Raw genomic sequence first — 24504 nt, 5'->3', positions numbered from 1 at the left:
GAGGTCGCGCAAGTCGGCTAAGAGTCACAAACGGCCGTCGAAGCAAGCGCGTGTATTGTCCGCTCTACCAGCGATAGCCGACTCTACAACGGGATCGGCGTGCTTCGGCTTGGGACCAGAAGCGGAAGACCCGATCATACGTCAGTTCAGCTGCCCCAGAATATGTCGAGCATCCTCCGTTGTGTTGACCCGTTCCTGCTATCATCGTTTCGGTGGGAGGAGGCTTCGCGAGACATCCGCTTATGCAGGAGGACTCTCATGGGGAACGCTCTTGTGGTCCGCAAGGACCGACTGCCTCAATCTCAAAAGATGCAACGGGCAGCGCAGTATGTCCGCATGTCAACAGACTATCAGCAATACTCTATCGAGAATCAGGCGGCGGTGATCGCAACCTATGCCCAACTTCACCAGCTAACCATTGTTCGCACTTACCGCGATGAGGGACGGAGCGGGTTGAAGATTAAAAACAGGCAGGGCCTTACCGAGCTCCTCACCGACGTTCGGTCTGGTCGTGTGGACTTCGGACATCTCCTCGTATTTGACGTCAGTCGTTGGGGACGCTTCCAGGACGTCGATGAGAGTGCGCACTACGAGTTCATCTGTCGTGAGGCAGGCTTGAAAGTTGCGTATTGTGCAGAGCAGTTTGACAATGACAACAGTCTGCTTTCCAGCATCATAAAAACATCAAAAGGGTTATGGCAGCCGAGTTCAGCCGCGAGCTTTCTGGCAAGGTTCACGCAGGAGCCATGCGTCTCGCGAGACTGGGCTTCAAAATGGGAGGGCCAGCGCCGTTCGGGCTAGAGCGACAGGTTGTGGGCGACGGACACAGGCGCGGAGGAGGTTGCCGCTGACCATGATGACGGCCGGCGTCACGCGCAGCAAATTATGGTTCCTGGTTCTCAATAACTTCCGAAAGCAGGTCAGCTGTAACCTGCAAGCTGGTTCTTATTTCCCCGAGCTTTCGCGTCGAAAGCAAAGCCGGTCGATGCGATAACCTCAAGACAAACTCAAAAACCTGATCCGAATTGCGCATGAGCTGCAAGAGGTGCTCGCCACTCGGCCCATTCGCGCCTGAGAGCCAATTCTTAGCCGTCCTTTCATTCGCCCCGGTCCATCGCATCAGAGTCTTGTGAGCTTGATGGCTATTGCCAAGCTCAGACCTGAGGATATCGGCGATCAACCTTGCGTAACTGAGCGAGGTCTTCCCGTCGTTTGGAAACGTCTTGCCCGTTTTCGGAAACAAGTTTCCTCCCGAGCTAAGTTATAGTTTCAAATAGTCGACCATGCATTCTTGACACGAGTAGGGCGACCATGTTGCAGGGCACGTCTCATTCAGGCGCCGAACTGGGAAGCCAGGCCGCGAAACCCGCCGCTGAATACGTGCGGATGTCGACGGATCACCAACAATATTCAACGGCTAACCAGTCACAAGCGATACGCGAGTACGCAGCTCGTCACGGCTTTCGGATCGAGAAAACCTACGAGGACAGCGGCAAGAGCGGCCTCAATCTTGATGACAGGCAGGCTCTCAAGCAACTCATCGAGGACGTACAGACCGGAGTGGCCGAATTCTCGACCATTCTCGTCTACGATATCAGCCGCTGGGGCAGATTTCAGGACGCCGATGAAAGCGCCTATTACGAGTACATCTGCAAACGCGCGGGCATCTCGGTGCGGTATTGCGCTGAGCAATTCGAGAATGATGGCAGCCCGGTCTCGACCATCGTCAAGGGCGTCAAGCGGGCCATGGCGGGTGAGTACAGCCGAGAACTCTCGGTCAAAGTCTTTGCCGGCCAACGGCGCTTGATCGAGCTTGGCTACCGCCAGGGAGGCCCCGCCGGATTTGGGCTGAGGCGGCAATTGATCGATCAAAACGGTGTTGCCAAGGCGGAGCTCGTCCGCGGCGAGCACAAGAGCATTCAAACCGACAGAATTGTGCTCATCCCCGGGCCAGAGCAAGAGATCGAGACCATTCGGTTCATCTACGAGGCATTCGTCGCGCAAGACAAAAGCGAGCGGGAGATCGCAGACAGCCTCAATGCCAAAGGCATTACCACTGATCTCGGCCGGCCCTGGACCAGGGCGACCGTGCACCAAGTCCTCATCAACGAGAAGTATATCGGCAACAATGTGTGGAACAGGTGCTCGTGTAAGCTCAAGGGCCAGCGAATCTATAATCCGCCTGAACGCTGGATTCGTCACGATCAGGCTTTTGAGCCGATCGTCGACGAAGATACATTTAGATCCGCGCAAGTCATCATTACTGAACGTTGTAAGCGCTATTCCGATGAAGAACTTCTGGATGTGCTCCGCGGGCTGCTGGAGCAGCACGGCTATCTGTCTGGGATAATCATAGACGAACTCGAGGTCGGGCCGTCCAGCAGCGCCTATCGCACTCGTTTCGGTAGTTTGCTCCGAGCCTATGAACTGATCGGTTTTAGCCCAGACCGGGACTATCGCTATATCGAGATCAATCGTGCGTTACGCCGGATGTATCCTGATTTCATTGCAGCGACGGTGCGCGGCATCGAAGAGATCGGAGGATCGGTCCGCCAGGATACAAGCACCGACCTTCTCACGGTCAATGACGAATTCACCGCTTCTCTTTGTCTGGTCCGGTCACAGGAGACGATGGCGGGCTCTTATCGCTGGAAGATACGTTTTGATGCGGGCTTGCGGCCCGACATTACCGTGGCAATCCGGATGAACCAGATGAACAGCGCCGTGCTCGACTATTATCTGCTGCCACGCTTCGAGATGGAAACCGATCAGGTTGCGCTGGCCGAGAACAACGGGCTGGCGCTCGACGCTTATCGCTTCGACACCCTGGACATGCTGTTTGAGCTTGCCGCTCGTTCGCAACTGATGGAGGTCAGCTATGGCATCGGCTCAATGCATTGAAATCATTCCAGTCGGCTCCATCGACGTCGTCAATCCGCGCGCACGCAACCGTCGGATCTTCAAGGAGATCGTCACCAGTGTCGCCGAGCTCGGACTGAAGCGGCCGATCACAGTCAAACCGAAGGCCGGCGAAGGTGAGCCACGGTACGACCTCGTGTGTGGTCAGGGACGCCTGGAGGCGTATCAAGCCCTCGGGCAGCGCGAAATCCCCGCGGTCATTGTCGACGCCACCAACGAGGACAGCGCGATCATGAGCTTGGTCGAGAACTGTGCGAGGCGTCAGCATCGGGCGATCGACCTCCTGCACGACATCGAGGGCCTGAGGCAGCGTGGCTATGAGCCCGACGAGATCGCACGCAAAACCGGGCTCAGTGTCGAGTACGTCAAGGGTGTCACTAGCCTGCTGGAAGGAGGCGAGCACCGTTTGCTCCGTGCGGTGGAGGCCGGCCACATGCCAGTCAGCGTGGCCGTCCTGATCTCACAAGCCCCGGACAACGACATTCAGACCGTCTTGCAGCAAGCCTACGAGGAAAAGCTGTTGCGCGGTCAACGGCTGTTGGCGGCCAAGAAGCTGATCGAACAGCGCCGCCGCCGCGGCAAGGGATATAAGACGGGCCCGCGTCGGACTGATGGGGCTCCAATCAGCTCAAACGCACTGTTGCGGGCTTATCGTCAAGACGTCGATCGGAAACGGGTTCTGATCCGCAAATCGAATGGCACCAAAGCGCGGCTGGTCTTTATTTTGGAAGCTTTGCGCAAGCTTTTGACCGAGCCTGAGTTCCTCACACTTTTAGAAGGCGAAAAGCTGGACACGATGCCAAAGAACCTTGCGCTTCGTCTGCATGAGCAAGGATAGGCATTATGGCACGCCGGCCTCATATTTCGGTCCGGATGGGCTTTGAAGAGCGGACCCTGTCGGTCAGGCTCGCGGACATCCAACCCCTCAAACTGGTCTCGGAGGAACTAAAGCGCTCGCCAAAATACCGTCAGATCGCGGCCTCGATCGGCGAGATCGGCTTGGTTGAGCCGCCTGTGGTGGCACGCAGCCGTGAGAACCATGGCAAATATCTGTTGCTCGACGGCCATCTCCGGCTCGAGGTGCTACGGGAGCGTGGCCTTTTAGAGATAGAATGCCTGGTTTCGACCGAGGATGAGGCTTTTACCTACAACAAGCGCGTCAATCGCATCGCGATCATCCAGGAGCACCGGATGATCCTCAAAGCGGTCGAAAATGGTGTCTCCGAAGCGCGGATCGCCAAAGCTCTCAATGTCGATGTCGCCAGCATTCGGCGACGCCGCAAACTCCTTGACGGCATTTGCGCCGAGGCAGTCGAGCTCTTGAAGGAGCGGCATCTGACCCTGAACACGTTTTCGGAACTGCGCAAGCTCGGCGCTATCAGGCAAATCGAGGTGGCGGAATTGATGATCGCCATGAACAATTTTTCCAATAGCTATATGCGCTCACTGGTCGCGGCTACGCCGAAGAACCAGCTGGCGACGGGCTATACACCGCGTGCGCCCAAAGGCCTTTCGGATGAGCAATTGACATTGATGGAGCGAGAATCCGCCTCCCTCGCCCGTGAATTCAAGGTCGCCGAGCAGACCTACGGCGCCGATCATTTGGATCTGGTGCTGGCGGTTGGCTACCTCTCCAAGCTTTTGCGCAACGGCAAGGTGGTCGGCTATCTCGCCAAGCACTTTCAGGAGCTGCTGTTCGAATTCCAGCGGATCACCGAATCCGAGGCCAGCGCGGCCTGAAGCTAGCCGCATTTAAATCGATTCGGCGGCATTCGCGTATGCGTTGTTATGGAAGAAGTCAGCCAGCGGCTGAGCCCCGCAGGCGATGAACGGCCGCGCACACTGATGAATAAGACCGAGAGCAGCCAAAGCTCACGGTCGCTCTCGCCCACTCCGGTCCTCAGCTGAGTATAACAGCCAAAACGCACACTGAGGCTTCAGATGGCGCTGAGGCCATTTCCTCGCATTCTGGGGATGAGCATCCATCTGCATCCAACCAAGCGGCCCGACCTCTGTCTCAAAACGAGAAGAATCGCATCGTTCTGGGTTGCTTTACCGACCATGATGTTCGCTTGGTGCCGTTGCCCAGCTGAGCGGCTACACCGAGCGCAGTGCTGGCAAGACCAACATTTTCAGGTTGCCTAATGTCGTCCTTACTAGCCGCAAGAACTCTACCCAGATGGGCACAGGACCTAATCTCTACGGATTCCCCGGCAGCTTTTTCGTGGTGCTCGATTGATCCATCAGTGACCGGATCGTTGCGCCATTGGCGGCCGCATTCTCTGCGCCTGAAGCTACACGCTCGGGCGTGCACTTGGTCGACGGAGGATTTCCGCATTGCCGAGCGAGTGCCTCCCAGCCCACGCACTTCCCGGCCTGATTGCGATAACCTGGACCACCGTTGTCGCCACAAGCGGCGAAGGCGGGCGCGTTGAGTAGCGCGGCACAAAATGTCAGGCCTACAATTCTGCGCATCGTTGCTTCGACATCATTTGGGGCGCTCCACTCGGGACCCAACGAACTGGATAATCTCTTGAGCTGAGTAGACGCCTTGGGGAGCAGGGCCAGATGGCAGTTTCAGAACGCGTACATAGACGTCTTGTCCTGGCTTGATCACGGTGTCGACGCTACCGGGCGAGGTGGTCGTGAAAGCTTGGTTCCCGACGAAGGTTGTATTGCTCGTTCCAGGTGTCACTATCGTGGAGGCCCGACTTGCATCGGCTGCGCTGACAATCTGAAAATGTGTACCGCCGGCGGCTTGAGTTGTTTCTGCAGCCTTCAGGAGCACGTAGTCCTGCACTGTGGCCGAGTTAGTATAGGCGTTGCCCCGCGATTGGATGCGCCACGTGTCCGCAGTCATCTGCTGCGCGGCGACACCGCCTGAGAATCCCATTTCTTGATATTTTGTGCCGCAGCCGCCCAGCCCAAGGCATACCGCGGCGATCGCAATCCAACGCATTCTCGTCCCCCACCCTATTCAAGCGCAACTACCGAGAGAGATCAATGCGACGTTCGCCGAATCGGTAAAAATACGGGCAAGCGCGGAGCCTTCAGTTGTTCGCCCGTCCGGTCTTAGTGCTCGAATGATCAGCCTTCGCACGCACTGTGCGTTAGAGGTCTTACATGACACACCGGCGCCGGCTCGACTTCTTGTACTTGAGGAATTCCTCAAATGCGGACGTGACGTTCAAAGCCGACGACCTTTCTTTGGGTCGTAGGCGCCTTCTACGAAGAAGGACCTAATCAGTCGGAAGCACCTCCATCACGAAGGATGATGGTTGGAAGGGCTCAACAGATGTCGTTAGCGCAAATCTAAGAACCCCAATGACATCGTGGCTCGACCGCGGATATCCGCATTCACATCCTAGTTCGCGATATCCCTCTGGTCTCTCTTCGAAACTCTCTCAATTATCGCTGGCCGAATATAGCTTCCAACAAGCACCTCAATTTCATCGCCTTCCTCCGCGCCCAGCAGTGCAGAGGCGACCGGCGTGAGATGATGGACAATCCCTCGAGATGCGTCCGATTGCCCTTGGCTGATCGTTACGTTGATGACCTTTTGGTCATCGGTCAGATAGCGAAATCTCACCGTATCACCGATTTCAACCCTACGCTCACTGCTTGGGCTCGCCACCTCCTTCAACGGGGGTACGATGATCGGGAGGCCCGAATGTCTGACCGACTGCTCAACTTTCTCTCCGCCGGCACTTGCATCGAGCTGTGGCACGAGCGCTTTACTAAAGTCTTTCTCCCGAAGCTTCAGGGCGGCAAGCTGACTAGTTACTGCTGTACGGAGCTTTTCCGCTTCTTGCCGAGGATTATTGAACCAGTCCGTCGACCAAATTCGGTGGAGCTTCCAACCTAGACCCTCCAGAACTTCCTGTCTTAGCCGATCTCGGTCACGTGCTGACTTGGCCGAATGGTAAGTTGCGCCATCACACTCTACCCCAAGAACAAACCCATGCGGCCAATCCGGATGTCGGATACCGATGTCGATAAAATAGCCAGCCACGCCCACCTGCGCCACAGGCGTGCAGCCCATTGCTCGAATCTGATCGGCGACGAAAACCTCGAAGTCCGAATCCGCTTCACGTTCAGTGATATCCCCAGCGTCGAGAACACCGCTTGCGGAATACTCAAGCCAACGCTTGAGCATGTGCGCGCCAGGATTGCTGTTCTCTTCCGCCTCGATATCGGCAGCCGTCATAGACGAGAAGGTAACGATCTTCTGCTTGGCTCGGGTGAATAAAACATTCAACCGCCGCTTTCCGGCAAGCCCATTGATTGGACCGAAGCGCTGCATTACACGAGCACCCGGCTCCTCGGCTCCGTAAACCGTCCCAATAAATATGACGTCGCGTTCGTCACCCTGTACGTTCTCTAGATTCTTGATAAAGAATTCTTCGAGCCCGTCGTTTCTGTCCTTCCAAGACTCGACATACCTCTGAACCGAGCGATTGTTCGCGATAGCATATTCGAACTCCTCGATGATGAGATCTCGCTGCTTCTGATTCAGGGTGACGACGCCGAGAGACCTATCTGGGTCCGTCTGCATAAATTCAATAATGGCCTCGATCATCACCTTCGCTTCAATGGGATTGGTGCCCGCTTTGTAGCGACCTTTCACACTCTTAAAATCCACCCCCATACGCGTCATCGCCTCCGTGGGAGACGGAAACACGATCAGGGCGTCCTCGTAGACCAATCTATTCGAGAGTTTGATGAGGCCGGAATGACGAGAACGATAGTGCCAACGCAAACGCCGTGCTGGACGGAAGGCGCCATTTGCCATTTCCAACACCGACTCATTTAAGACAGCCTCGTCCTCGTCGGCCTCCTCATCTTCAATCACCGACTTGAAAAAGTTACTCGGCGGAAGTTGGTTGGTATCTCCAACCACGACCGCCTGCGAGCAGCGCAAGAGTGCCCCGATCGCAGACTCGGGGGGCATTTGCGATGCCTCGTCAATGATGCAAAGGTCAAATTGAACGCTTCCTTTAGGCACGTACTGGGCCACCGCGAGCGGCGACATCATCCAGCAAGGCTTAAGCTCGATGAGCGCCTGTCCAGCACGCTGTGTCAAATCACGGACTGGTATAAATCTCTGCTTTTTGCTGATCTCATTTTCAATCAGAGCCATTTCTGTCCAACTGGACTTCTTACCCACCCCATTCCCCATGGGCGGACGAGCGGTCGCCTTGACCTTGGCGCGAAGCTGGGCTCGCGACAACTGAATGATCTCACGGTCCTTCTCGGCGAGAGAGGCTCTCAGCTCTTCCAGCCTTCTGCCTCGATAGCGTGCAAGCTTGTGGCCCATTTGCGCAAATACAGTTTTAGCCAAGTGGCGTATCGCGAGCGCTTCAGCCTGAACGCCAAGGCCCTCCAATGAACCTCGCTCTAGCTTCTCATGGACAAGAGGCATTAGGCCCTCGGGACCAGCATCCGTGAGAGCGGTTGCAAAGGCCGCGAAGGCGAACAAGCCATTTCCGTCCATAGACGCCTGCTTGAGTGCCGAGGCCACCTCTGGCAGACCGCGGCCACGCGTAAACGCATGGACCTCAATCTTCGCGACGTCCGCTAGTTTCGTTAGAGTACCCGTGAATTTAACGTCGGCAGATAGTGCAACATCAATTGCGCGGGACGCCTCCGCCGGCGCCCCCCGATCAAGAATGTTCCGCAGCAGAGGACCGTGACCCGCGACCGATTTGGCCCAAGCGCTCAACTCCTCCAAGTTCTCTCGTCGCGTCCGGTGTCCATCAAACTTTTCACGTAAGAGTTCTCGTATTGGCTGGTGGTCGTCCAGCCTCTCACGTCCTGACAGCAGCGTCTCCAATCGCAGCTTCAAATCCCGGATCTCGTCGAGACCGATCTGCTGATTTGTTACGACCTTGGCGATGGGCCTAAGCTCAGCGATGATTCTCTTGAGGCGCGCTGCCTCATGTTCTGCAGCAGCAATCCGCTCGTCCAGGGAAGCGAAGCTGATCGAAATTCCCGTCTTCGGAATTGCGGGCAAAAGCTCCAAATGATCTAGCGCACCATTACGCAAGAATTCGCGTAACGAGGCGTGATCGTGACCACTAAACTCTGCAGAAAGCACCTCGAAAAACCGCGCTGCACGACGGAACGGCTCAAAGTCAGTATCGAGGCCACGATAGTAAAACCCAAACAGGCCTGTCGCTTCGCATTGTCTCACGAACTCGTCCGACTTACGCCGAAACGCAACAAGCTCGTCGAGATTGTGGAGTGCATCCACCTTTGAGTATTTAGGCGAACGCGAAATCGCCATGCATATTCGCTTAGCCTCACGGTAATTGGACGAGAGGAATCCAAAAGGACCAGCGGTTCGGAGGCTCGCTGCGTAGGCAACGAGCCTCTCAGTTGGAATATCAGCGGAGAGGGACATGCGCTCCGACAGCCTCGTCTGCTGCTCCTGTAGCTGCCGCCCCTCCTCGCACAACCTGCGTAAATGATAATGAGCATTGGATTCCGAGAGTTTGCCACCGCGCATGGTGAGTGCTTCACGGCCAACATCCCCACATAGGGCATGCGCCCTGCCGATGTCATCCAGCGCCCAGTTCCTGGCGGCTTCGTAAGCGGCCACAAGCGGAGCTAGTTTCGCCGCAATCTCACGCGCCCTCTTGGCCGACGCTAAGTTCGTCTGCAGCGTCTCGGCAAGAGCTTCTTCGCCAATTTCGGAGAGTGACTCGCGTTCACAGATCTCCTCGAGCTGTCGAATTTTTGCCAATACCGCCGTGTCTGGCCTCTCCGAAAGCTCCGAGGCTATTCGATCCGCGGACGCGCTTAATTCGGCACATTGTTCGAGAAATGAAGCGAGCAGGTCCGCTTGATCTTCAGCAAGTAGGTTGCGAACGAGCTCCGTCGAATGTTGCGGCAGATGGCCGATGCAGGCGGAAAGCGAGTGGCGAAGTGCCTCTAAGCTCGGCCGAGCCTCCTCGTGAAGAGCCCAGGGCTCGAGCGCATTGAGGGCCGCCGCGAGGTCGAGCGCTTCGTCCGAAGCTCGTTTAGCAATCGCGCATGCTTCTTCGACTGTGAACCGCTCTGGATGAACGAGCCGTGTGTCCTTCCAACTCGGCCCTGCAATGACTGTTTCGGCATGAGCCTTTTCGATTTTCTGGCCGAGCTGCGCGAATCGAGTCAGTCCCGCCGCTGTTTGCATCTCTGGCCGAAGCTTACAGAGCTCCAGCGTCTCGCGCGAGATCTCGGCCAGGCGATCACTGGTCGCAATGCTCTTTCCGAGAATGTCATGAACCGTCAATCCTGATCGATCAATCTCTGTCGTCAGAAGTTCAATGTAATCTGCAAGCTCTTGCCGGATACGACGGTATTCTTCGAGCTTGCTGTCATAGCCCCGAACGGCGGACGTCTTCTGCATATCAAGTCGAGCCCTCACCGACTCGATTACCTGTTCGCGCGTTGACTTCTCAGCCTGAAGCGGCAACAGGAACTCACCCAGACCGATCGCCTCGAGGCGAGCTTTGACCACATTCAGAGCTGCAAGCTTCTCCGCCACAAAGAGAACCTTCTTGTTCTCTGCAAGAGCGGCTGCAATTGCATTCACAATGGTCTGTGACTTGCCCGTACCGGGCGGCCCCTCGACGGCAAGATTTCTGCCGTCTGCGATGTCGACCAGAACACTGAACTGCGATGAGTCGGCATCCATAACCAGGCAAGGTACCTTTGCCTCGATTTCCGGCTCATCAACCTCATATTCTTCGGCAAAGGGAGAGGCACCCGCGGATTCGGAGCCGGCAAGAAGTGACTGCACTATCTCGTTCTGCGGAAACCCCGGCTGACTTGAATCGAGATCGTGGTACATTGCCATGCGAGCAGAGGGAAAGACACCAATGGCCACTTGGCGCCTAACCCGCCACTTCTTTCCATTGGGGAGAGCCTTTCCGACTTCGGCGAGATAAGCCTCAACTGAGGCTCCCTCGAACTTTGGCATCTCGACCGAAAAATCGAGCCTCAGCTTTTCGGCGAGTACGGCATTTAGCTCCGGCTCGTCGCCCGTGCCGGCAAGGAAATATTTGGCGCCCTGCGGCGTTCGCGTACGCTTCACTTCCACCTGCAGGAGGATGAGGGGCGCGAAAGAACTTTCGCTCCGCTCGACTTCCGACCACTCCAAGAACCCGAATGCAACTTGAAGCACATTCATACCGGTTTCCTGCAGCCAGGTCCGGCTCTTAGAAATGACTGCGTTCAGCTTGCGCTCCAGATCGGAAGGGAGCAACAGCATCTGAATCTTATCGTCAGTATGCCGCCCGTCAACAGGCTCGGTATCGATCGCCGGTAGATCGTAGGAGGGGAGTATCCCGTTGTTCTTGGCATGTTGGCTGAGGTTCACCTCGGACTTTTGTGCTCGAGGGGCCATTCCGAGTTGCTGCCTCAGCCGATCTCTTAGATCTCGTTCCGCGGCACGAGTTTTGTCGAGATAGTCATCGCCGTCGCGGTCTACGGCTTCCATGGCAGCGACATAGGTGTCGTCTGTTAGCCGAGCATTGATCACCGCATCCCTGAAAGTGGCCGTCTGCTCGTCACGCGGATCCTCGTCAATGGGAGGAAGAGGAACGAACTGCAGCTCATCCCCATTGCACAGCTTGAAGAACAGGACGTCCGGGAGCTCGTCTACGGCTCTCAAATGAGAATTCGAGCGCGGACCGAGTTTGGTGGATATGAGGGGGTTCCGACGGCTCAGATCGAGCAGCCGTGGACGAAGATTCTCGATTCTAGTGCGGACGAGTGCATCTAGCCCATCAGAGGCGGACGGTTTTCCCATGTAACCAGCCTCTAATTATCCGAGTTCTTGCCGCCAATGGAACAAACCCGCAGACCGACGTTGAGCGGACGATAGCCCGTTCGAGCAGCTGCGCTTCGCGCCAATGAAACGAAGAACCGAAGATTGAAGTGCACGATCGCCCTCAGATTCTCGCAGTTTCTTCCGCGAGTTATGCTTAGTTGACCCTTTTTTATGACCCAGCCGCGCGCTGTGTCTAGATAATTCTTCTTATTCACGACCAAAGTCGATCCGTGAGAACACGGCTTCGTCCCCGCGAGTCACTGCGATCGCGTATCCAATGTTGTGGAACCTGCTGTCGCTAAAAGGCAATGAGAGCCCGAGCGAAAGCGATGCGCTGCCTACCCACCAGCGGAGACTCGGACGTTGATACCAAACGGGCAAGCGTTTGCAGCTCTACGGGGCGTATGATTACAGACCCCATACTCCCGAGCGAATGATGACGTATATCAATCCGCTCGTCGCGTGCTCCCTGAGATGTCGTCGCATATAGAATAATGCTCTGCTGATTGGGGGACGCCAACGCGTACGTGGACAGCTGGTAGAGCCAATCAGCTGGGTATCCCTTCTGCCAAATGTCGCGGTACTTCGCGTCGAGAAACCCAATCAAACTATCTCCCTTGAACAGGGCGAAGTCTGGCCGAGGCCGCGGTAGACGCCGCCCCTTAGGATTTCCATGAGCCGCGTAAGCGAAAATGTCTTTGGTGACATACTCGTCCCGAATAGACTCGCTGAAGAGGTTCTCGCCCAGAAACCGTGACAGTAGTCGTTGAAAGAAACGGTTCATGTCGAAAAGAAAACCGGAAATCGGATGGGGGGCATCTGCATCGAATGACGCGCCATGCATTTCCAGGATCAGCCGGATTAGACGCAAGGCAGGCATACTCGTTGCGGTGAGACGCGTCAGCCCGCGCTCAACCTCATCAAGATCCCTTTGCTGCAGACCCGGCCGTGCATCCACCTCATGGAACGCGTCGATCAACCTCCTAACACGCAGATATAATTCGCGGTCTACTGTCATGCTTCCAGCAAGCTCCAGCCCCGACCGAAGAACTTGATTCAGCTTCCAATTGGAATGGCGATGAAAATGCCAGCAGGGCAACGCTCCATCGACGATTCCGCCGCGGGACGCTATTCTTCCAACCAGGATACGTCCCCTAGGGCTTGTCAGCCTCTCTGAAACGGGAATGTACCGCCGTGCTAGGCCTGAGCGCGATAACTCCTCAATTTCTGCTACGAGCAGGGCAATCAGAATATCGCGGAATCCCAACTTTGCGGTGGGCGCGATAGCATATCCGAGCACTCGTAGGTCGCGCAGTCCATAAGCGTACTGAAGAAGCGTTGCGAGGGGGGCACCTGATATCTTGGGATTGATCGTGATCCGAAGTGGCCCTACAGCTACGTGCCCAACGAACGATGTAGTCGTTATTTCGAGCCCTCTATATCCTTCTCGAATGTCGACGCAGCTTCGAAGCACATCTGCTTCTTTTTGAGCGTTTGGATTGTTCCTGAATGTTGTGCCCAAGAGTTGAGGGCACGAGTCCGGACCACAAGAACCCCATTCGGTCATCACGATAGGCTCAATATTCGTGCTAGGATCAGGACGGTTCAGCATCGTCTGCTTCGTCGGCAGTCAATTCAACCGCATCTTCGACGTAGGTATTCTGATCGCCTTTCTGAACCAGAGTAAGCGTCATCTCCTCATAAGTAAGAGCCTGAACCAGACTATCCTCATTTTTCGGATCGAACATTTCGTCCCGAATACGCCCACCTTTAACATCGACAAGGCCTGGGCCCAGTATCTCACTCAATGTACCAAAGTCATCGTAACAATACTCCTCGACGAGAGGGATGATGTCCTCCCGAAGCACACGCGAGAACTCCGCTACCGATTCGATCGGGTGACCTAGCAAATAGGCGTGACCGATCTGAAGATTTCGTGCATCTCGCTTCAGGTGCCTGCGTAACCTTGAATTGAGCGCGTCAAGCCAAGCGTCAAGAGGCAGATCGCCTGCCGCTCGTTTGTCCAGAAGGGAGCTGTCAGGCATCAGCTCAACAAATCCAAAGCGCCTTCTCAAAGCTATGTCGAGTAATGAAATCGATCGATCCGCTGTATTCATAGTGCCAACAATAAAAACGTTCGATGGAACGCGAAAACTTGCACCGCTCGCAAGCGTGACGGGCTTGCCTCGCTTGTCATGTTCGAGCAGTGTTATCAGCTCGCCAAAGATTCTAGGCACGTCCCCCCTATTTATCTCATCAACAATGAGAAAGAAGTGCTTGTCGCCAGCTTTCTCAGCCTCGGCACACAGTTGCTTGAAAATTCCCGCATGTCGTTCAAAGACCATTTGTCCACCAACAGCGTTCGGACGATATCCTTCAATGAAATCTTCATAGCTGTAGCCAGGATGGAAGGTGCACGTTCTCACCAAGCCTTGTGGACCAGAAACTTGCCCCCGTTCTGCTTCCGAGAGCAAAGAGTAAGGTTTACGGAATGATTGCCGCGCAGCGAGATCGTTTGCTACTCGATTCGCAAGATAAGTTTTTCCTGTGCCCGGCGGACCGTAGAGCAAAACTTGCCCCTTCCGGCGCAAGATGCCGTCTATCCTTGCCGCGAACGAATCTAGCTCAGGCAGCGGAGTAATACTGCCGGTTGTCCGAGTGCGCGTCTCGGGGGCACTAGATGAGCTAGCCCCGCCGTCAAACAGTCTACGTTCAAGTGCGAGCAAGTTCTCGCTGTTCTTACCCAACTCGTAAACCGTGGTGCGCGGCCCCTCAGACTGAGGCAGTTGCCAGGAATCGAGCAGTAGCCACTTAACCGGTCGTTTATGGGGGAATCGGAGACCACTCTCATATTCATAGGGCCCAATAATCCGTCCTATACCGAGAACCGTCTGACCTTCGCAGGCAAGGATGAGATCATTTTCTGCCGCGTCACGCGCAAACTTTACGATCTCGCCCGCTTTCCGAGAAGCTACTCCAGAATTGGTATAAGCAGGAATCAACCACTCCGTTATACGATCTTTGAGAGTGACCTTTTCTTCTCCAATATAATCGGAAAGATCTGGGACCGTATCTGGCCAGCCAATAGAAACGTAATTACCGTCACGCATTGGAGACCACTGGCTATCACCCGCACTTCCCTCGGTTGTGCCAATTCGCCAATACCGATGAAACCCTCCCGTTCTTCTATTCAATGCCGAGGTCAGCACGCTAACCGGGACGCCCAGGCGGCGAGCAATTGACACAAATCGACCGGCACAGAGGAATCTTGGTGCTCCCGCGTCAAGTATGCCGACTTGGTCCGGCGGCATCTGGAGTAACTTGTAGAGATGAAAGCGCTGGTAACGTGGACTGTGATAGTCATCTAGCTTGTCGGGATTCGCCAAGAACCAGTATTTATGCGCCCATCCATCACGGGATAGGTCCGGTGCGGCGGCCTCCATCTGCTCTTGCAACAGATTGTAAACTTCATCGGAGTGGTCGTTCGAAGCCAGAGAGCTCAAAACCCTATGTCCGGCGATCAATTCGTCACGTTGGCGCCGCGCTATTTGGATCGCTTCTTCCAGACCGATGACCTTCGGACTTGTCCCCTTGCCTCCAATCCAGGCTCCATCCGTTGGCCTCTGATACACACCAAATTTTAGCGCGGCCCCTCCGCCAATGCCGCCAAATGCGTTCGTTACAAACGCTTCGTCATTCTTGAATTCTAACCAATAACTCAGGCAGCGCGCGTCACTGTCCCGACGACCGTGCATCGACAGCAACAACGCCTCGCCGTCTAGACCGCGAAGTACGTCCGGACCAAATCGCTCGCTGAAAGTGCGGACGTATTGGTCGTGCTGTTCATTCGTGACTATCTCACCCGATGCCTGGCCCCGATCTACAATTTCCTGAAGATCCGTAAGAAGCCGATCGGTTACCGGTTGCCCATTCATTGGATTTTCTAACGCTCCATAACAACAACAAGCTGTGACAGAAATCGAGACCAGGCTGTCCACCTCACCGGTCCGAGCGGTGTGAAAGAACGCCCACTACTGTCGACCTAGGTCGCAGCGGAGAACAGATGTTATGGAAGAAGTCGGCCAGCGACCGACTAGCGAACCCATCTTGACCGTCTCGTCCATTATTCAACTAGCCGCCTCAGTTCTTTTGAGATCATTGCAGTTTGTTTTTTGAACTGGCTTCTCTGCTTATTGGCGGAAGATCGCCAATGGCGTTCAAATTGGACGTGCAGGTCCTTTGAGTCTCTATAAAATCGTGAGATGTCCAGCTGCTCCTGCGCAGGTCTCTTCTTCTTCGCCGCTTGGTAGAATTGGTAGGCGACGATATAGAGTTTATCGAAAGCCCTGCAAAGCGCATTCCAACTTCGACTGTCTTGGGAGGGACACTCGCCAACAAAAGCCCTTCGTCTTTCGCGCGTGTTCAAAATTTTTTCCAAGTGGCCCCACATTGCCGACACTGCGAGCCACTTGGCATATCCATTGTTCGCATTTCCCCGAGCTTGACTTGTTGCCGCGCGACGTAGCCACCACTTCACGAGATACAGATGCGGTTCCGTACCATTGAATATTGTCTTGTAATGAGCTTCGAACAGATGCTCGACACCTGATCGAACCTCGCGGGGATCGAGCGCACAGGCCCCGACAGCTTGAGCTAGCTCCTCTCGCTTGACCTGTTTAGCGTTCTGGCCCCCTTCTCGCCTTGCCTCCGATTTAGACTGCCGCTTGCGGATATACTGGTAGCCCAGTTTGTGTAGCTCCCGTTGGATTCGAATCTGTTCAGCATCATTGGCGTACAGATCGGATGCCTTTATCGCATTTTGGAAGTTGGTAGCTCCTACAACCTCCGAAACGAAGCCCGGGTAATCGAACTCTGGCACTTGCATCACCTTGACAAGTACTGCAGCCTCGGAAGTCGTACTGTGTTCAGCAATAGTGCGCACCGTTTGCTGGCCATTTATTACCTGGGCGTCCCACATCTGAAGTGCGCTTGTGTCCCCCTTGATGTACTCGGCACGACTACAGATGATTGTAATTCCATTGTTGAGATAGAAGAACCGAGACGAATGCTTGGTAAGTGTCTTGGACATCTCTTTGTTGATTTTGCTTTCGCCCAGATAGCCACGAATATTCTTAGCAAAGAGACGCGTCCCACATTGCTTGTAAAGGGTTGCCACCGATCTAATTTCTGCGGGAAAGATCCATGAGCGAATTTTCGATTTGGCGTCTGGTCTTTCGATAATCGTCGGACTGCTTGGCTCAATAGCTAGCGAGGTTACGGGGATCGGCGGCGCTATTCCATCTGCATAATCTCGATAGATACGGGCAAGATCGGTGGCATCAATGATCTCCAGGATGCGCGACCGAGTGCTGCGCCCAAACCTGCGACGCTTGTCTGCAGATACTTTCCCGGTGGTCAAATAATAGAGACGCGGCTGGTAATCATGTGACACTAGCCTGTTTCTTGCGTATCTCAACTTCTCTCTAGTCGTGGGATTCACTCGATCCAGCAAATCATTCAACCTGGAGCTATCGCCAGAATACAAACTTTCGCTATCCATCACGAATCGATCGATGTCGGAGGTCGGCTCTGCCTTAGATCCAAAGGATGCGCGATACTTTCCTTGAACTAAATGAACAATCCTTGCCCCCGAATCGATGTAAATCGCGTCGAAGCCACCGTCCTTTGAAGCTCCTACGACAGAAGCTGCGATGTTGTTGTCAGCTTCTCCAGCCACGTAGGCCTTTAAGAACCAGAGGACGAACAAGTTGTCTTTGCCGCTGGCTAAGCCTGGATGCGCTCTTCCGAGCTCGGCAAGTTCCTTTCTTATTCCCTCACTAGCGACTGTGGTCATGTTCGCCCCTCGTTGTTCTTGCCTTGTAACCGTCCGCATCTTTTGCGACGCGAACGAAACACCCACCGAGTTGCTTTGCTGACATCACCCGCAATCGACGCGAGGGTCCAAACATCATCTCAAATACGCAGCTTGCCATAATTCAGATTGTAACCCATAGTTGCAGCATGCCAAGCTCTCCCAAGCATGGAAGATCACCATAAGCGGACAACAAGGGGACTCGGCTCCGGTGACAACCTAGCTAGATCTGTGAGGCAAACACGCACAGATCCTATTCGGCTCCCAAACATCGCCTGGCGGCGCGGCTCAGTTCGTAGATTATCAATCCAGGACCTCGGCGCGGTAGCCTCGTCGGCGCGGGCGAGCGAAGTCGGCTCGGTTGAGCTGATGCTCAACCGGAACGCGTGAACGCTGGGCGAGGGCAGCGGACCAAAACGGGCCGGCGGAGGACGGACACGACAAGTCATTGAATTGGCTGCCCAGACAAGGAGGGATCCACGGAAGAGGCATAAAGCAGTTGCCCTTCGCATTCGCAGCATGGCCATGGTTTCGCTCTCTAGAGGTGTGGCATACGTTTTCCACGGCAGACCGCATAGCGCGGCAATACCCATAAGACGAAGGCCCAATGGCTCGCCTTAGGCTCTGTGTTTGCAACCCCCTATGGATTTTAATAAGTTCCTCCCCGGGGGAGTAAGGAATCAACGGCGGCGCGACTGCAAGTCACCACGAGAGCAGGCCCGAAATACATCCACGCACGCGATGCGCGATATGGGAAGTCAATCTGCTGCCGACCGATTGATCGCCGAAAACCAAACACCTGACCTTACATAAAAATGAAAGCGGATGGTCCGTACTGATAAGAACAAAATATTCCTGGAAGGGAATCTGCGGGAAGAGACCCGATCAGCGTTGGTATGTATCTATCAGCTCATTCAGAAGCTTGGCTACCAAGACGTTGTCCTCGACTTCTCCGGCGCAACCTATGTCGACGCCGGCATGATGCTGCCTATCGCCAGCTATGCCGCATACTATCGAAAAAATCAGATCGATTTTTCGCTCGTAGAACCAGCGGACCCTGTCTTGCAGCGACTCTTCATAAACACAAATTGGGCGCACTTTATCGATCCACAGAAATATGCGCTCAACAACCGACGACGCTCGAACAATCTACCCGTGCTCCAGTTCCAAGACGGCGACGCCCAATTCGACGTAGTGAATCGGGCTATGGAAATTCTGATGGAGACGATTAAAGTTCAGGAGCGCAAGCAGCTGAAAGCTCTCGAATGGGCTTTGAACGAAATTACGGACAACGTTTTAAATCACGCTGAGAGCCCGATCGGCGGGCTAGTTCAAATCCAATCGTTTCCGTCTAAAAATCGGGTTTCATTCTATGTTGCAGACGCAGGCCTAGGCATCCCATCGACCCTTCGAAAGGCCATTGCTGGAATTTCCAGCGACTCGGACGCACTTGATCGCGCTATTCGCGAAGGCGTGACTAGAAATAAGGCTACCAATCAGGGAAACGGCCTATTTGGAACATTCAAGTGCTGCGAGGAAAGCAGCGGGTCTTTCCTTATCCTCTCAAACCACGCGGTCCTTCGTTATGATTCAAAGGGTCTCTCAGTAAAAACCGACAACGTGCCTTTTCGCGGCTCTTTCATTAGCGCGACTATAAACTATTCCACCGAGGGGCTATTGGAGAAAGCGTTCGTATTCGGCGGCAAGATTCACGAACCAGCCAACGACTTTATCGATATGCATTACTCTCATGTGGAGGATAAGATTTTGTTTGAGGTCTCCAAGGAAGTCGAGGGGTTTGGAAGCCGAGAGTTCGGGCGCCGCGCAAGATCAAAGATCGACAACATCCTTGTCGACAAAAACAATTCTATCCTTTTCGACTTTGGCGGCATTCCATTGATCTCTTCCAGCTTCGCTGACGAAGTATTTGGAAAGCTCTTCGCCGAGCTAGGCGCCATGGAATTCATGCGTCGATGCGAATTTCGATCGGTAGATGCGACTGTGAAGCGATTAATCGATCGCGCCATAAGTCAACGCATGAAGGAATCAAACTGACCCGAAAGAACCACTTTTCCAAGAACCATCTTTAGGCTGATTTGGCGTGCGCCTATCTACAATTTTTACCTTCAATAGCAATGGGCGACGCAGACTTCGTGCTATGTCAAAGCCCCCCAACGGCGATTCGCTAAGAGTTGTTATGGAAGAAGTGAGCCGTTGACCGACTGTTGCGGATTCCGGGGATTGCGGCCAGGGATTCCGATTGAACGCGACCATGCATTCCGATCGAAGGCGGCCACCTGTTCCGACGAAGGCGGCCGGAGTGTCGTTGCCGGCATGAGGAGTTGGGTCAGGTTTTCTTGGCTGCGTCAAGATTGGCGCGCTGCGCAGTGATCTTTCGCATGCTGTCTCCCTTGAGTGTGAGGCGGTGAGCATTGTGGACGAGCCGATCCAGGACGGCGTCGGCGATGGTCGGGTCGGCGATGACCTCATGCCAATTTTCGATCGGCACCTGGCTGGTGATGATGGTCGATCCGCGCTGGTGTCGATCGTCGACGACTTCGAGGAGATCGCGACGCTGCTCGCCGGTAAGCGGTGCGAGGCCCCAATCATCGAGGATGAGCAAATCGACCCTCGATAGTGTCTTGAGGAGCCGCGCATAGCGTCCGTCCCCGCGGGCGAGCGCAAGAGCTTCGAACAGCCTTGGCAGGCGATGATATAAGACGGATCGATTATCGCGGCATGCCTTGTGGCCGAGTGCGCAGGCGATCCAGCTCTTGCCGACGCCGGTCGGCCCGGTGATGAGCAAATTTTGCTTGCGGCTGATCCAATCGCCATCGACGAGCTTGGCAAAGAAGGCGCGGTCGATGCCGCGCGGAGCGCGCAGATCGACATCTTCGACGATTGCGGCCTGCCGTAGCGAGGCGAACTTCAGGCGCACGATGAGCCTTTTGTTCTCTCGCTCGGTTGCTTCGCGATCGATCATCAGGCCGAGGCGCTGCTCGAAGGTCAGCGCGGTAACGTCCGGTTGGCGTTGCTGATCGTCGAAGGCCTTGGCCATGCCGGCGAGCCCGAGAGCAGCGAGACGTTCGTGGGTGTGGTTGCTGAGCATAAGGTCTCCTTGTTGGTGGTCAGTGGTAGTAGCCGCGGCCACGGATGTTGCCGTGCTGGATGGGATCGGCCTCGGGGGCGGTGTCGGGAAGGAAGGCTTTGTCCAGGCCGGTCTTGAGGATCGAGGCGATCGACCGATAGCTCGCTGAGCCGATGCTGATCCCACGGCGGCACGCGGCTTCCAGACGTTGCGTCCCATAGGTCTTTTCCAACCGCAGGATGCCGAGACAGGATCGGAAGCCCTGCTCGGGATGGGGCTTTGTCCGCATGATCGCCTGGCACAGCGCGATCGTGGACGGACCGATCTTCTCGGCGGCGGCCAGCAGACGTGCCGGCGTCCAGAAGGCGTATCGGCGATGTGCGCTCGGCATGTGCTCGGGGATCGTGGTGTGGCGGCGCCTGACGCCTGAGCGTGCGTGGCTGGCGATCCGGGTGCCGCGATGGAACACCTCGATGGTTGCCTCGGTGGCCCGCACCTCGACGACCTGGCGGATCAGGCGGGATGGCACCGAGTAGAAGTGCCCCTGAACCTCGACATGGTAATCCGGCGCTACACGGGCACGACGCCATTCGGCGTACTGATAGGGTTCGGCCGGCAGCGGCATCAGGGCCGGACGATCGATGGTGTCGAAGAACTCGCGGCGGCTGGCACCGAGCTTGCGCATCAGGCGGGCGTTGAGTTCGTCGACCAGGATGCGGATCGCAACGTTCAACTCGGCGAGCGAGAAGAAGCGCCGGTTGCGCAGCCGCGCCAAAATCCATCGCTGGACGATAAGAACCGCCGCCTCCACCTTGGCTTTGTCGCGCGGCTTGCGGGGCCGCGCCGGCATAATGGTGGTGCCGTAATGGGTGGCAAGATCCTGGTAAGTCCGGTTGACGCCTGGCTCGTAGCGGCTCACCACCGTCACCCCGGCCTTCAGATTGTCGCAGACGAGCGCCTTCGGCACTCCGCCCAGGAAGGTGAGCGCATCCACATGGGCGCCGATCCAGTCGGGCAGCGCCTCGCTGAACCGGGCTTGGACGAATGTGTAGTTCGACGCTCCCATGACCGCGACAAAGATCTTGGCGGCGCGCACCTCCCCGGTAAGCCCGTCGAACACCGGCACGGTATCGCCGGCGAAGTCCACGAACAGCTTTTCGCCGGCCGCGTGGGTCTGCCGCATGGTCGCCGTGATGCCGTGGCGCCATTCGACGTAGAGGTCGCAGAACCGGCTGTAGCCGTAGCCGTCGGGATGATGGCCGCGGTATTCCTCCCACAGCAGCGCCAGCGTTACGCTGCGGCGGCGCAACTCGGCATGGACATGCCCCCAATCCGGAAGCGGCTTCGATCGCGGCGGGTTGTAGCCGGCTGGCGCAAACAGCTTGCGCTCCAGTGCTGTGTCGTCGAGCTCCTCCGGTATCGGCCAGGTGATGCCGATCACCGCGGCGCGGCGGACATACTCCGCGATCGCCGTGCGACCGATCCCGACCGATCGGGAGATCACCCGATCGCTCACCCCACAGGCATACTTCAGGCGTAGAACTTCTCGAATCTTCCGCATCGGCAATCTCTCGGCGGGCATCGGACCTCCCATTGCGTGAACCGCAAAAGGAGGGACCTTGCCCCGTTCAGATTGCCGACAACGCCCCCCGTCTCACCCTATCAACAGGGTGGCCGCCTTCGTTCGGATTGGGTGGCCGCTTTCGATCGGAATCGCTGGCCGCCTTCCGTCGGAATCGGTGGCCGCTTTGCCTCGGATTCCGCAGACTGTCGAATAGGCTGCACGCCACAATCGACCAGGTAATCAGCCAGCCGGTCCATCTCGAAGGGTGATCTGGTCGGGTCCTCCTCATCTCCCAGAGGTACCCAAAGCACCATCCCCTCACGCGCCCTGGTCAGAAGGACACGATACTTGTTTATCGTGTATTCACGCTCCCGTGGCCGCCTCACGTTGGTCCAATTGGTCCCGCGGAACGTCCGCGGTAGGAGTTCACCGTCGCCAACAGTTAGGTCCCATCCCCAGCAAACCGCCACCCTGTCCAACTCGAGGCCCTGGCACTCGAATTCCGTCGCGGCGGTCTCCAATGCAAATGACGATCGCAAATCACCTCGCGGCGCGGTGAACCACTCAGCGTAGTCCAATTCCTTCCTGAACCCGGCCGAAACTTCGAGCCCATATGGCCTCAAGCGAGAACAGCCCGAACTTGCGACCAAGCCGAAGCGCCTGGAGCCGAGGGTCGTCTTGCGTAGCCACGCCCTGGCATCATCCAGGCGCCTTACGAGGGCTATCGGGAAACCGGTATAATCTATGTGTCGGCGCGCATCTTTGGGTCGCCCCGTCAGTACAGCATCAACCCAGTCGGCATGCTCCAACGCACGATGACTGCGGATTGAGCTACTCAGATGCATGCTTGGCCACACCTCCGCATTCACGCCTGCGGCGTCGACACCCGCTCGCTCGATTGCGGAAGGACTACAAATGAGCCGCCAGTTGGCATAGGACTGATTTCGAGCGGCAATCCATTCTCCAACACCAGCTTCCCCGTCATGAATCTCCTGCCCGCTTCCGCAGAGAGCCACGACCATGACGCCCCTCGCATGGCGGTTCATAACCTCTAGAATCTGCGCCGGTTCGGAAGTTGCCGCAACAGCAGAGGCCAATTCAGACACGGCACCGAAGCTACGCTGTCGAGCCGCCATCTTCTGCATCTTGGCTGCATCCCAGGCGCGCTGCGCTTCATCGAAAATTACAATGCTTTCTGACGGCGGCGATTGGCTCTTTTGCGCCTCGGCAAGGTATGCATGCACGCTATGGAGCAACGATTCGGCATGTCGCTGCGCGATAGCTTTGGTACAGCCTTGACGATCTTTATAGTCTGCCGCCAAAGCTGCTTTTAAGACCTTCAACAGAGGACCGTTTCCCGACAGGAAGACGCTCCGCCACCCCGCCTGCAGAAAGGCAGGGCTATGCGCGATACGAAGTCCCGTTAGCGTCTTCCCGGCGCCAGGAACGCCTGTGAGAAGGCACAAGATCTTTTGGCTCCGCTCGCGAGACTCTCGCGCGATACCCTCGATCGCCTGCATGGAGCGATCTATCGTATCGCGGTCGGCCAGTGCGGCGTTGATGTCTTCCGAGCCGTGCTTGTTGAACAAACTCACCGTGGTCTCGATGACTCCAGGAATCGGACGATAGGAACTCGAGCACCACTGTTCGTGCGAAATATCGTCCGAACTCCCCTTCCCGTCGTCGTTCGCGATGCGAATTAGCAGCGCTACGAAATTGGCTTCACCGACGCACTGTGTGTCCTCGATCAACGTCGCATCGGATGTGGGCACCACATGGCTGGACTGGGCCTCCGTTGAGCACACGATGGGAACGATCTTCAGCCCTTGGCTTTCCGCGTGATAGTAGGCCAGATCGAGACAATAGTCGGCGACTTGAGCCAAAGCGTCGCTCGTCGCTGTGGAGCTCCCTGCTTTGAACTCAACAACTGCGATTGTTTCGCGAAAGAGGAAAGCAGCATCCAAGCGCTTTTCTCGGCGGGGGATGCGGTATTCTAAGACGACGCCGACATCCGAGTATCGCACGTTAGCGGCGATGAGCTGTTCGCAAGCCGATTTCATAAGCCGAACGGCTTCACCCCACGACCATCCTTGCTTATGAGAGAACTGGCTGAACCCAGAAACTGCATCACTTCGAACCAGGCGGGCGAAGATCGCATCGTCCGGCGTAGTGAGAAATTCTTGAGCCGTATAGCTCGCATATGCGACCATGTCGAAAAAGTACCCCGCCTTATCTGCCCAACG

The 24504-nt window shown here is 56.0% G+C and carries 12 protein-coding genes and 1 pseudogene; 5 read left to right on the top strand and 8 right to left on the bottom strand.

Translation table 11 applies throughout. The features are described from left to right. Positions 1-258: 258 nt before the first annotated feature. The 4 genes and pseudogenes from BRA1253DRAFT_RS25500 to BRA1253DRAFT_RS25480 form a co-directional block, all read left to right on the top strand. Positions 259-839 (top strand): annotated as a pseudogene (locus tag BRA1253DRAFT_RS25500) (recombinase family protein); the annotation flags it as partial. Between the two features lie 472 nt (positions 840-1311). Then, on the top strand, positions 1312-2901 hold the full coding sequence (locus BRA1253DRAFT_RS25490; protein ID WP_007599116.1) for a recombinase family protein: 1590 nt from the start codon (positions 1312-1314) through the stop codon (positions 2899-2901). After that, positions 2879-3757 (top strand): ParB/RepB/Spo0J family partition protein, encoded by an 879-nt coding sequence (locus BRA1253DRAFT_RS25485; RefSeq protein ID WP_007599114.1) that lies wholly within the window; start codon positions 2879-2881, stop codon positions 3755-3757. Before BRA1253DRAFT_RS25490 ends, BRA1253DRAFT_RS25485 begins: the two co-directional genes overlap by 23 nt. Positions 3758-3762: 5 nt before the next feature. Further along, positions 3763-4659 carry a plasmid partitioning protein RepB C-terminal domain-containing protein gene (locus tag BRA1253DRAFT_RS25480; RefSeq protein ID WP_007599112.1) on the top strand — a complete coding sequence of 299 codons (897 nt, stop codon included), beginning with the start codon at positions 3763-3765 and terminating at the stop codon, positions 4657-4659. Between the two features lie 748 nt (positions 4660-5407). On the opposite strand, the gene BRA1253DRAFT_RS25475 is transcribed toward BRA1253DRAFT_RS25480, so the two are convergent. The 5 genes from BRA1253DRAFT_RS25475 to BRA1253DRAFT_RS25455 form a co-directional block, all read right to left on the bottom strand. Next, positions 5408-5878: a hypothetical protein gene (locus BRA1253DRAFT_RS25475; RefSeq protein WP_007599111.1), complete on the bottom strand. Its 471-nt coding sequence runs from the start codon at positions 5876-5878 to the stop codon at positions 5408-5410. A 405-nt stretch (positions 5879-6283) separates the two neighbouring features. Next, on the bottom strand, positions 6284-11716 hold the full coding sequence (locus BRA1253DRAFT_RS40515; RefSeq protein WP_007599110.1) for a DUF4011 domain-containing protein: 5433 nt from the start codon (positions 11714-11716) through the stop codon (positions 6284-6286). Between the two features lie 319 nt (positions 11717-12035). Beyond that, entirely contained in the window at positions 12036-13304 is a 1269-nt protein-coding gene (locus BRA1253DRAFT_RS41740) for an McrC family protein (RefSeq protein ID WP_007599109.1), read from the bottom strand. Positions 13305-13332: 28 nt separating this feature from the next. After that, complete coding sequence (locus tag BRA1253DRAFT_RS41735; protein ID WP_157158621.1) at positions 13333-15735, bottom strand: AAA family ATPase; 2403 nt, start codon at positions 15733-15735, stop codon at positions 13333-13335. Between the two features lie 125 nt (positions 15736-15860). Next, a complete protein-coding gene (locus BRA1253DRAFT_RS25455; RefSeq protein ID WP_007599106.1) occupies positions 15861-17591 on the bottom strand; it encodes an AIPR family protein in 1731 nt (576 codons plus the stop codon). A gap of 843 nt (positions 17592-18434) precedes the next feature. On the opposite strand from BRA1253DRAFT_RS25455, the gene BRA1253DRAFT_RS25450 reads away from it, so the two are divergent. Continuing rightward, positions 18435-19664 carry an STAS-like domain-containing protein gene (locus tag BRA1253DRAFT_RS25450; RefSeq protein ID WP_007599104.1) on the top strand — a complete coding sequence of 410 codons (1230 nt, stop codon included), beginning with the start codon at positions 18435-18437 and terminating at the stop codon, positions 19662-19664. Between the two features lie 292 nt (positions 19665-19956). Here BRA1253DRAFT_RS25450 and istB read toward each other — a convergent pair whose 3' ends face one another. The 3 genes from istB to BRA1253DRAFT_RS25435 form a co-directional block, all read right to left on the bottom strand. Then, positions 19957-20718: an IS21-like element helper ATPase IstB gene (gene istB, locus BRA1253DRAFT_RS25445; protein ID WP_007592724.1), complete on the bottom strand. Its 762-nt coding sequence runs from the start codon at positions 20716-20718 to the stop codon at positions 19957-19959. A gap of 19 nt (positions 20719-20737) precedes the next feature. After that, positions 20738-22279 (bottom strand): IS21 family transposase, encoded by a 1542-nt coding sequence (istA, locus tag BRA1253DRAFT_RS25440; protein WP_007599102.1) that lies wholly within the window; start codon positions 22277-22279, stop codon positions 20738-20740. Positions 22280-22359: 80 nt separating this feature from the next. Then, positions 22360-24471 (bottom strand): DNA/RNA helicase domain-containing protein, encoded by a 2112-nt coding sequence (locus tag BRA1253DRAFT_RS25435; protein WP_007599100.1) that lies wholly within the window; start codon positions 24469-24471, stop codon positions 22360-22362. Positions 24472-24504 lie beyond the last annotated feature (33 nt).

Origin of the sequence: Bradyrhizobium sp. WSM1253 (assembly GCF_000244935.1) — a bacterium.
Lineage (GTDB): Bacteria > Pseudomonadota > Alphaproteobacteria > Rhizobiales > Xanthobacteraceae > Bradyrhizobium > Bradyrhizobium canariense.
The sequence above is the reverse complement of the archived record's forward strand: the minus strand, read 5'-3'. Positions and strand labels throughout refer to the sequence as shown.

Bases quoted from the DNA above. Each gene is read 5' to 3' on its own strand.
- BRA1253DRAFT_RS25480 (WP_007599112.1), top strand. From the start codon at position 3,763: ATGGCACGCCGGCCTCATATTTCGGTCCGGATGGGCTTTGAAGAGCGG.
- BRA1253DRAFT_RS41740 (WP_007599109.1), bottom strand. From the start codon at position 13,304: ATGACCGAATGGGGTTCTTGTGGTCCGGACTCGTGCCCTCAACTCTTG.
- BRA1253DRAFT_RS25490 (WP_007599116.1), top strand. From the start codon at position 1,312: ATGTTGCAGGGCACGTCTCATTCAGGCGCCGAACTGGGAAGCCAGGCC.
- BRA1253DRAFT_RS25485 (WP_007599114.1), top strand. From the start codon at position 2,879: ATGGCATCGGCTCAATGCATTGAAATCATTCCAGTCGGCTCCATCGAC.
- BRA1253DRAFT_RS25435 (WP_007599100.1), bottom strand. From the start codon at position 24,471: ATGGTCGCATATGCGAGCTATACGGCTCAAGAATTTCTCACTACGCCG.
- BRA1253DRAFT_RS25455 (WP_007599106.1), bottom strand. From the start codon at position 17,591: ATGACCACAGTCGCTAGTGAGGGAATAAGAAAGGAACTTGCCGAGCTC.
- BRA1253DRAFT_RS25450 (WP_007599104.1), top strand. From the start codon at position 18,435: ATGGTCCGTACTGATAAGAACAAAATATTCCTGGAAGGGAATCTGCGG.
- BRA1253DRAFT_RS40515 (WP_007599110.1), bottom strand. From the start codon at position 11,716: ATGGGAAAACCGTCCGCCTCTGATGGGCTAGATGCACTCGTCCGCACT.
- istA (WP_007599102.1), bottom strand. From the start codon at position 22,279: ATGCCCGCCGAGAGATTGCCGATGCGGAAGATTCGAGAAGTTCTACGC.
- istB (WP_007592724.1), bottom strand. From the start codon at position 20,718: ATGCTCAGCAACCACACCCACGAACGTCTCGCTGCTCTCGGGCTCGCC.
- BRA1253DRAFT_RS25475 (WP_007599111.1), bottom strand. From the start codon at position 5,878: ATGCGTTGGATTGCGATCGCCGCGGTATGCCTTGGGCTGGGCGGCTGC.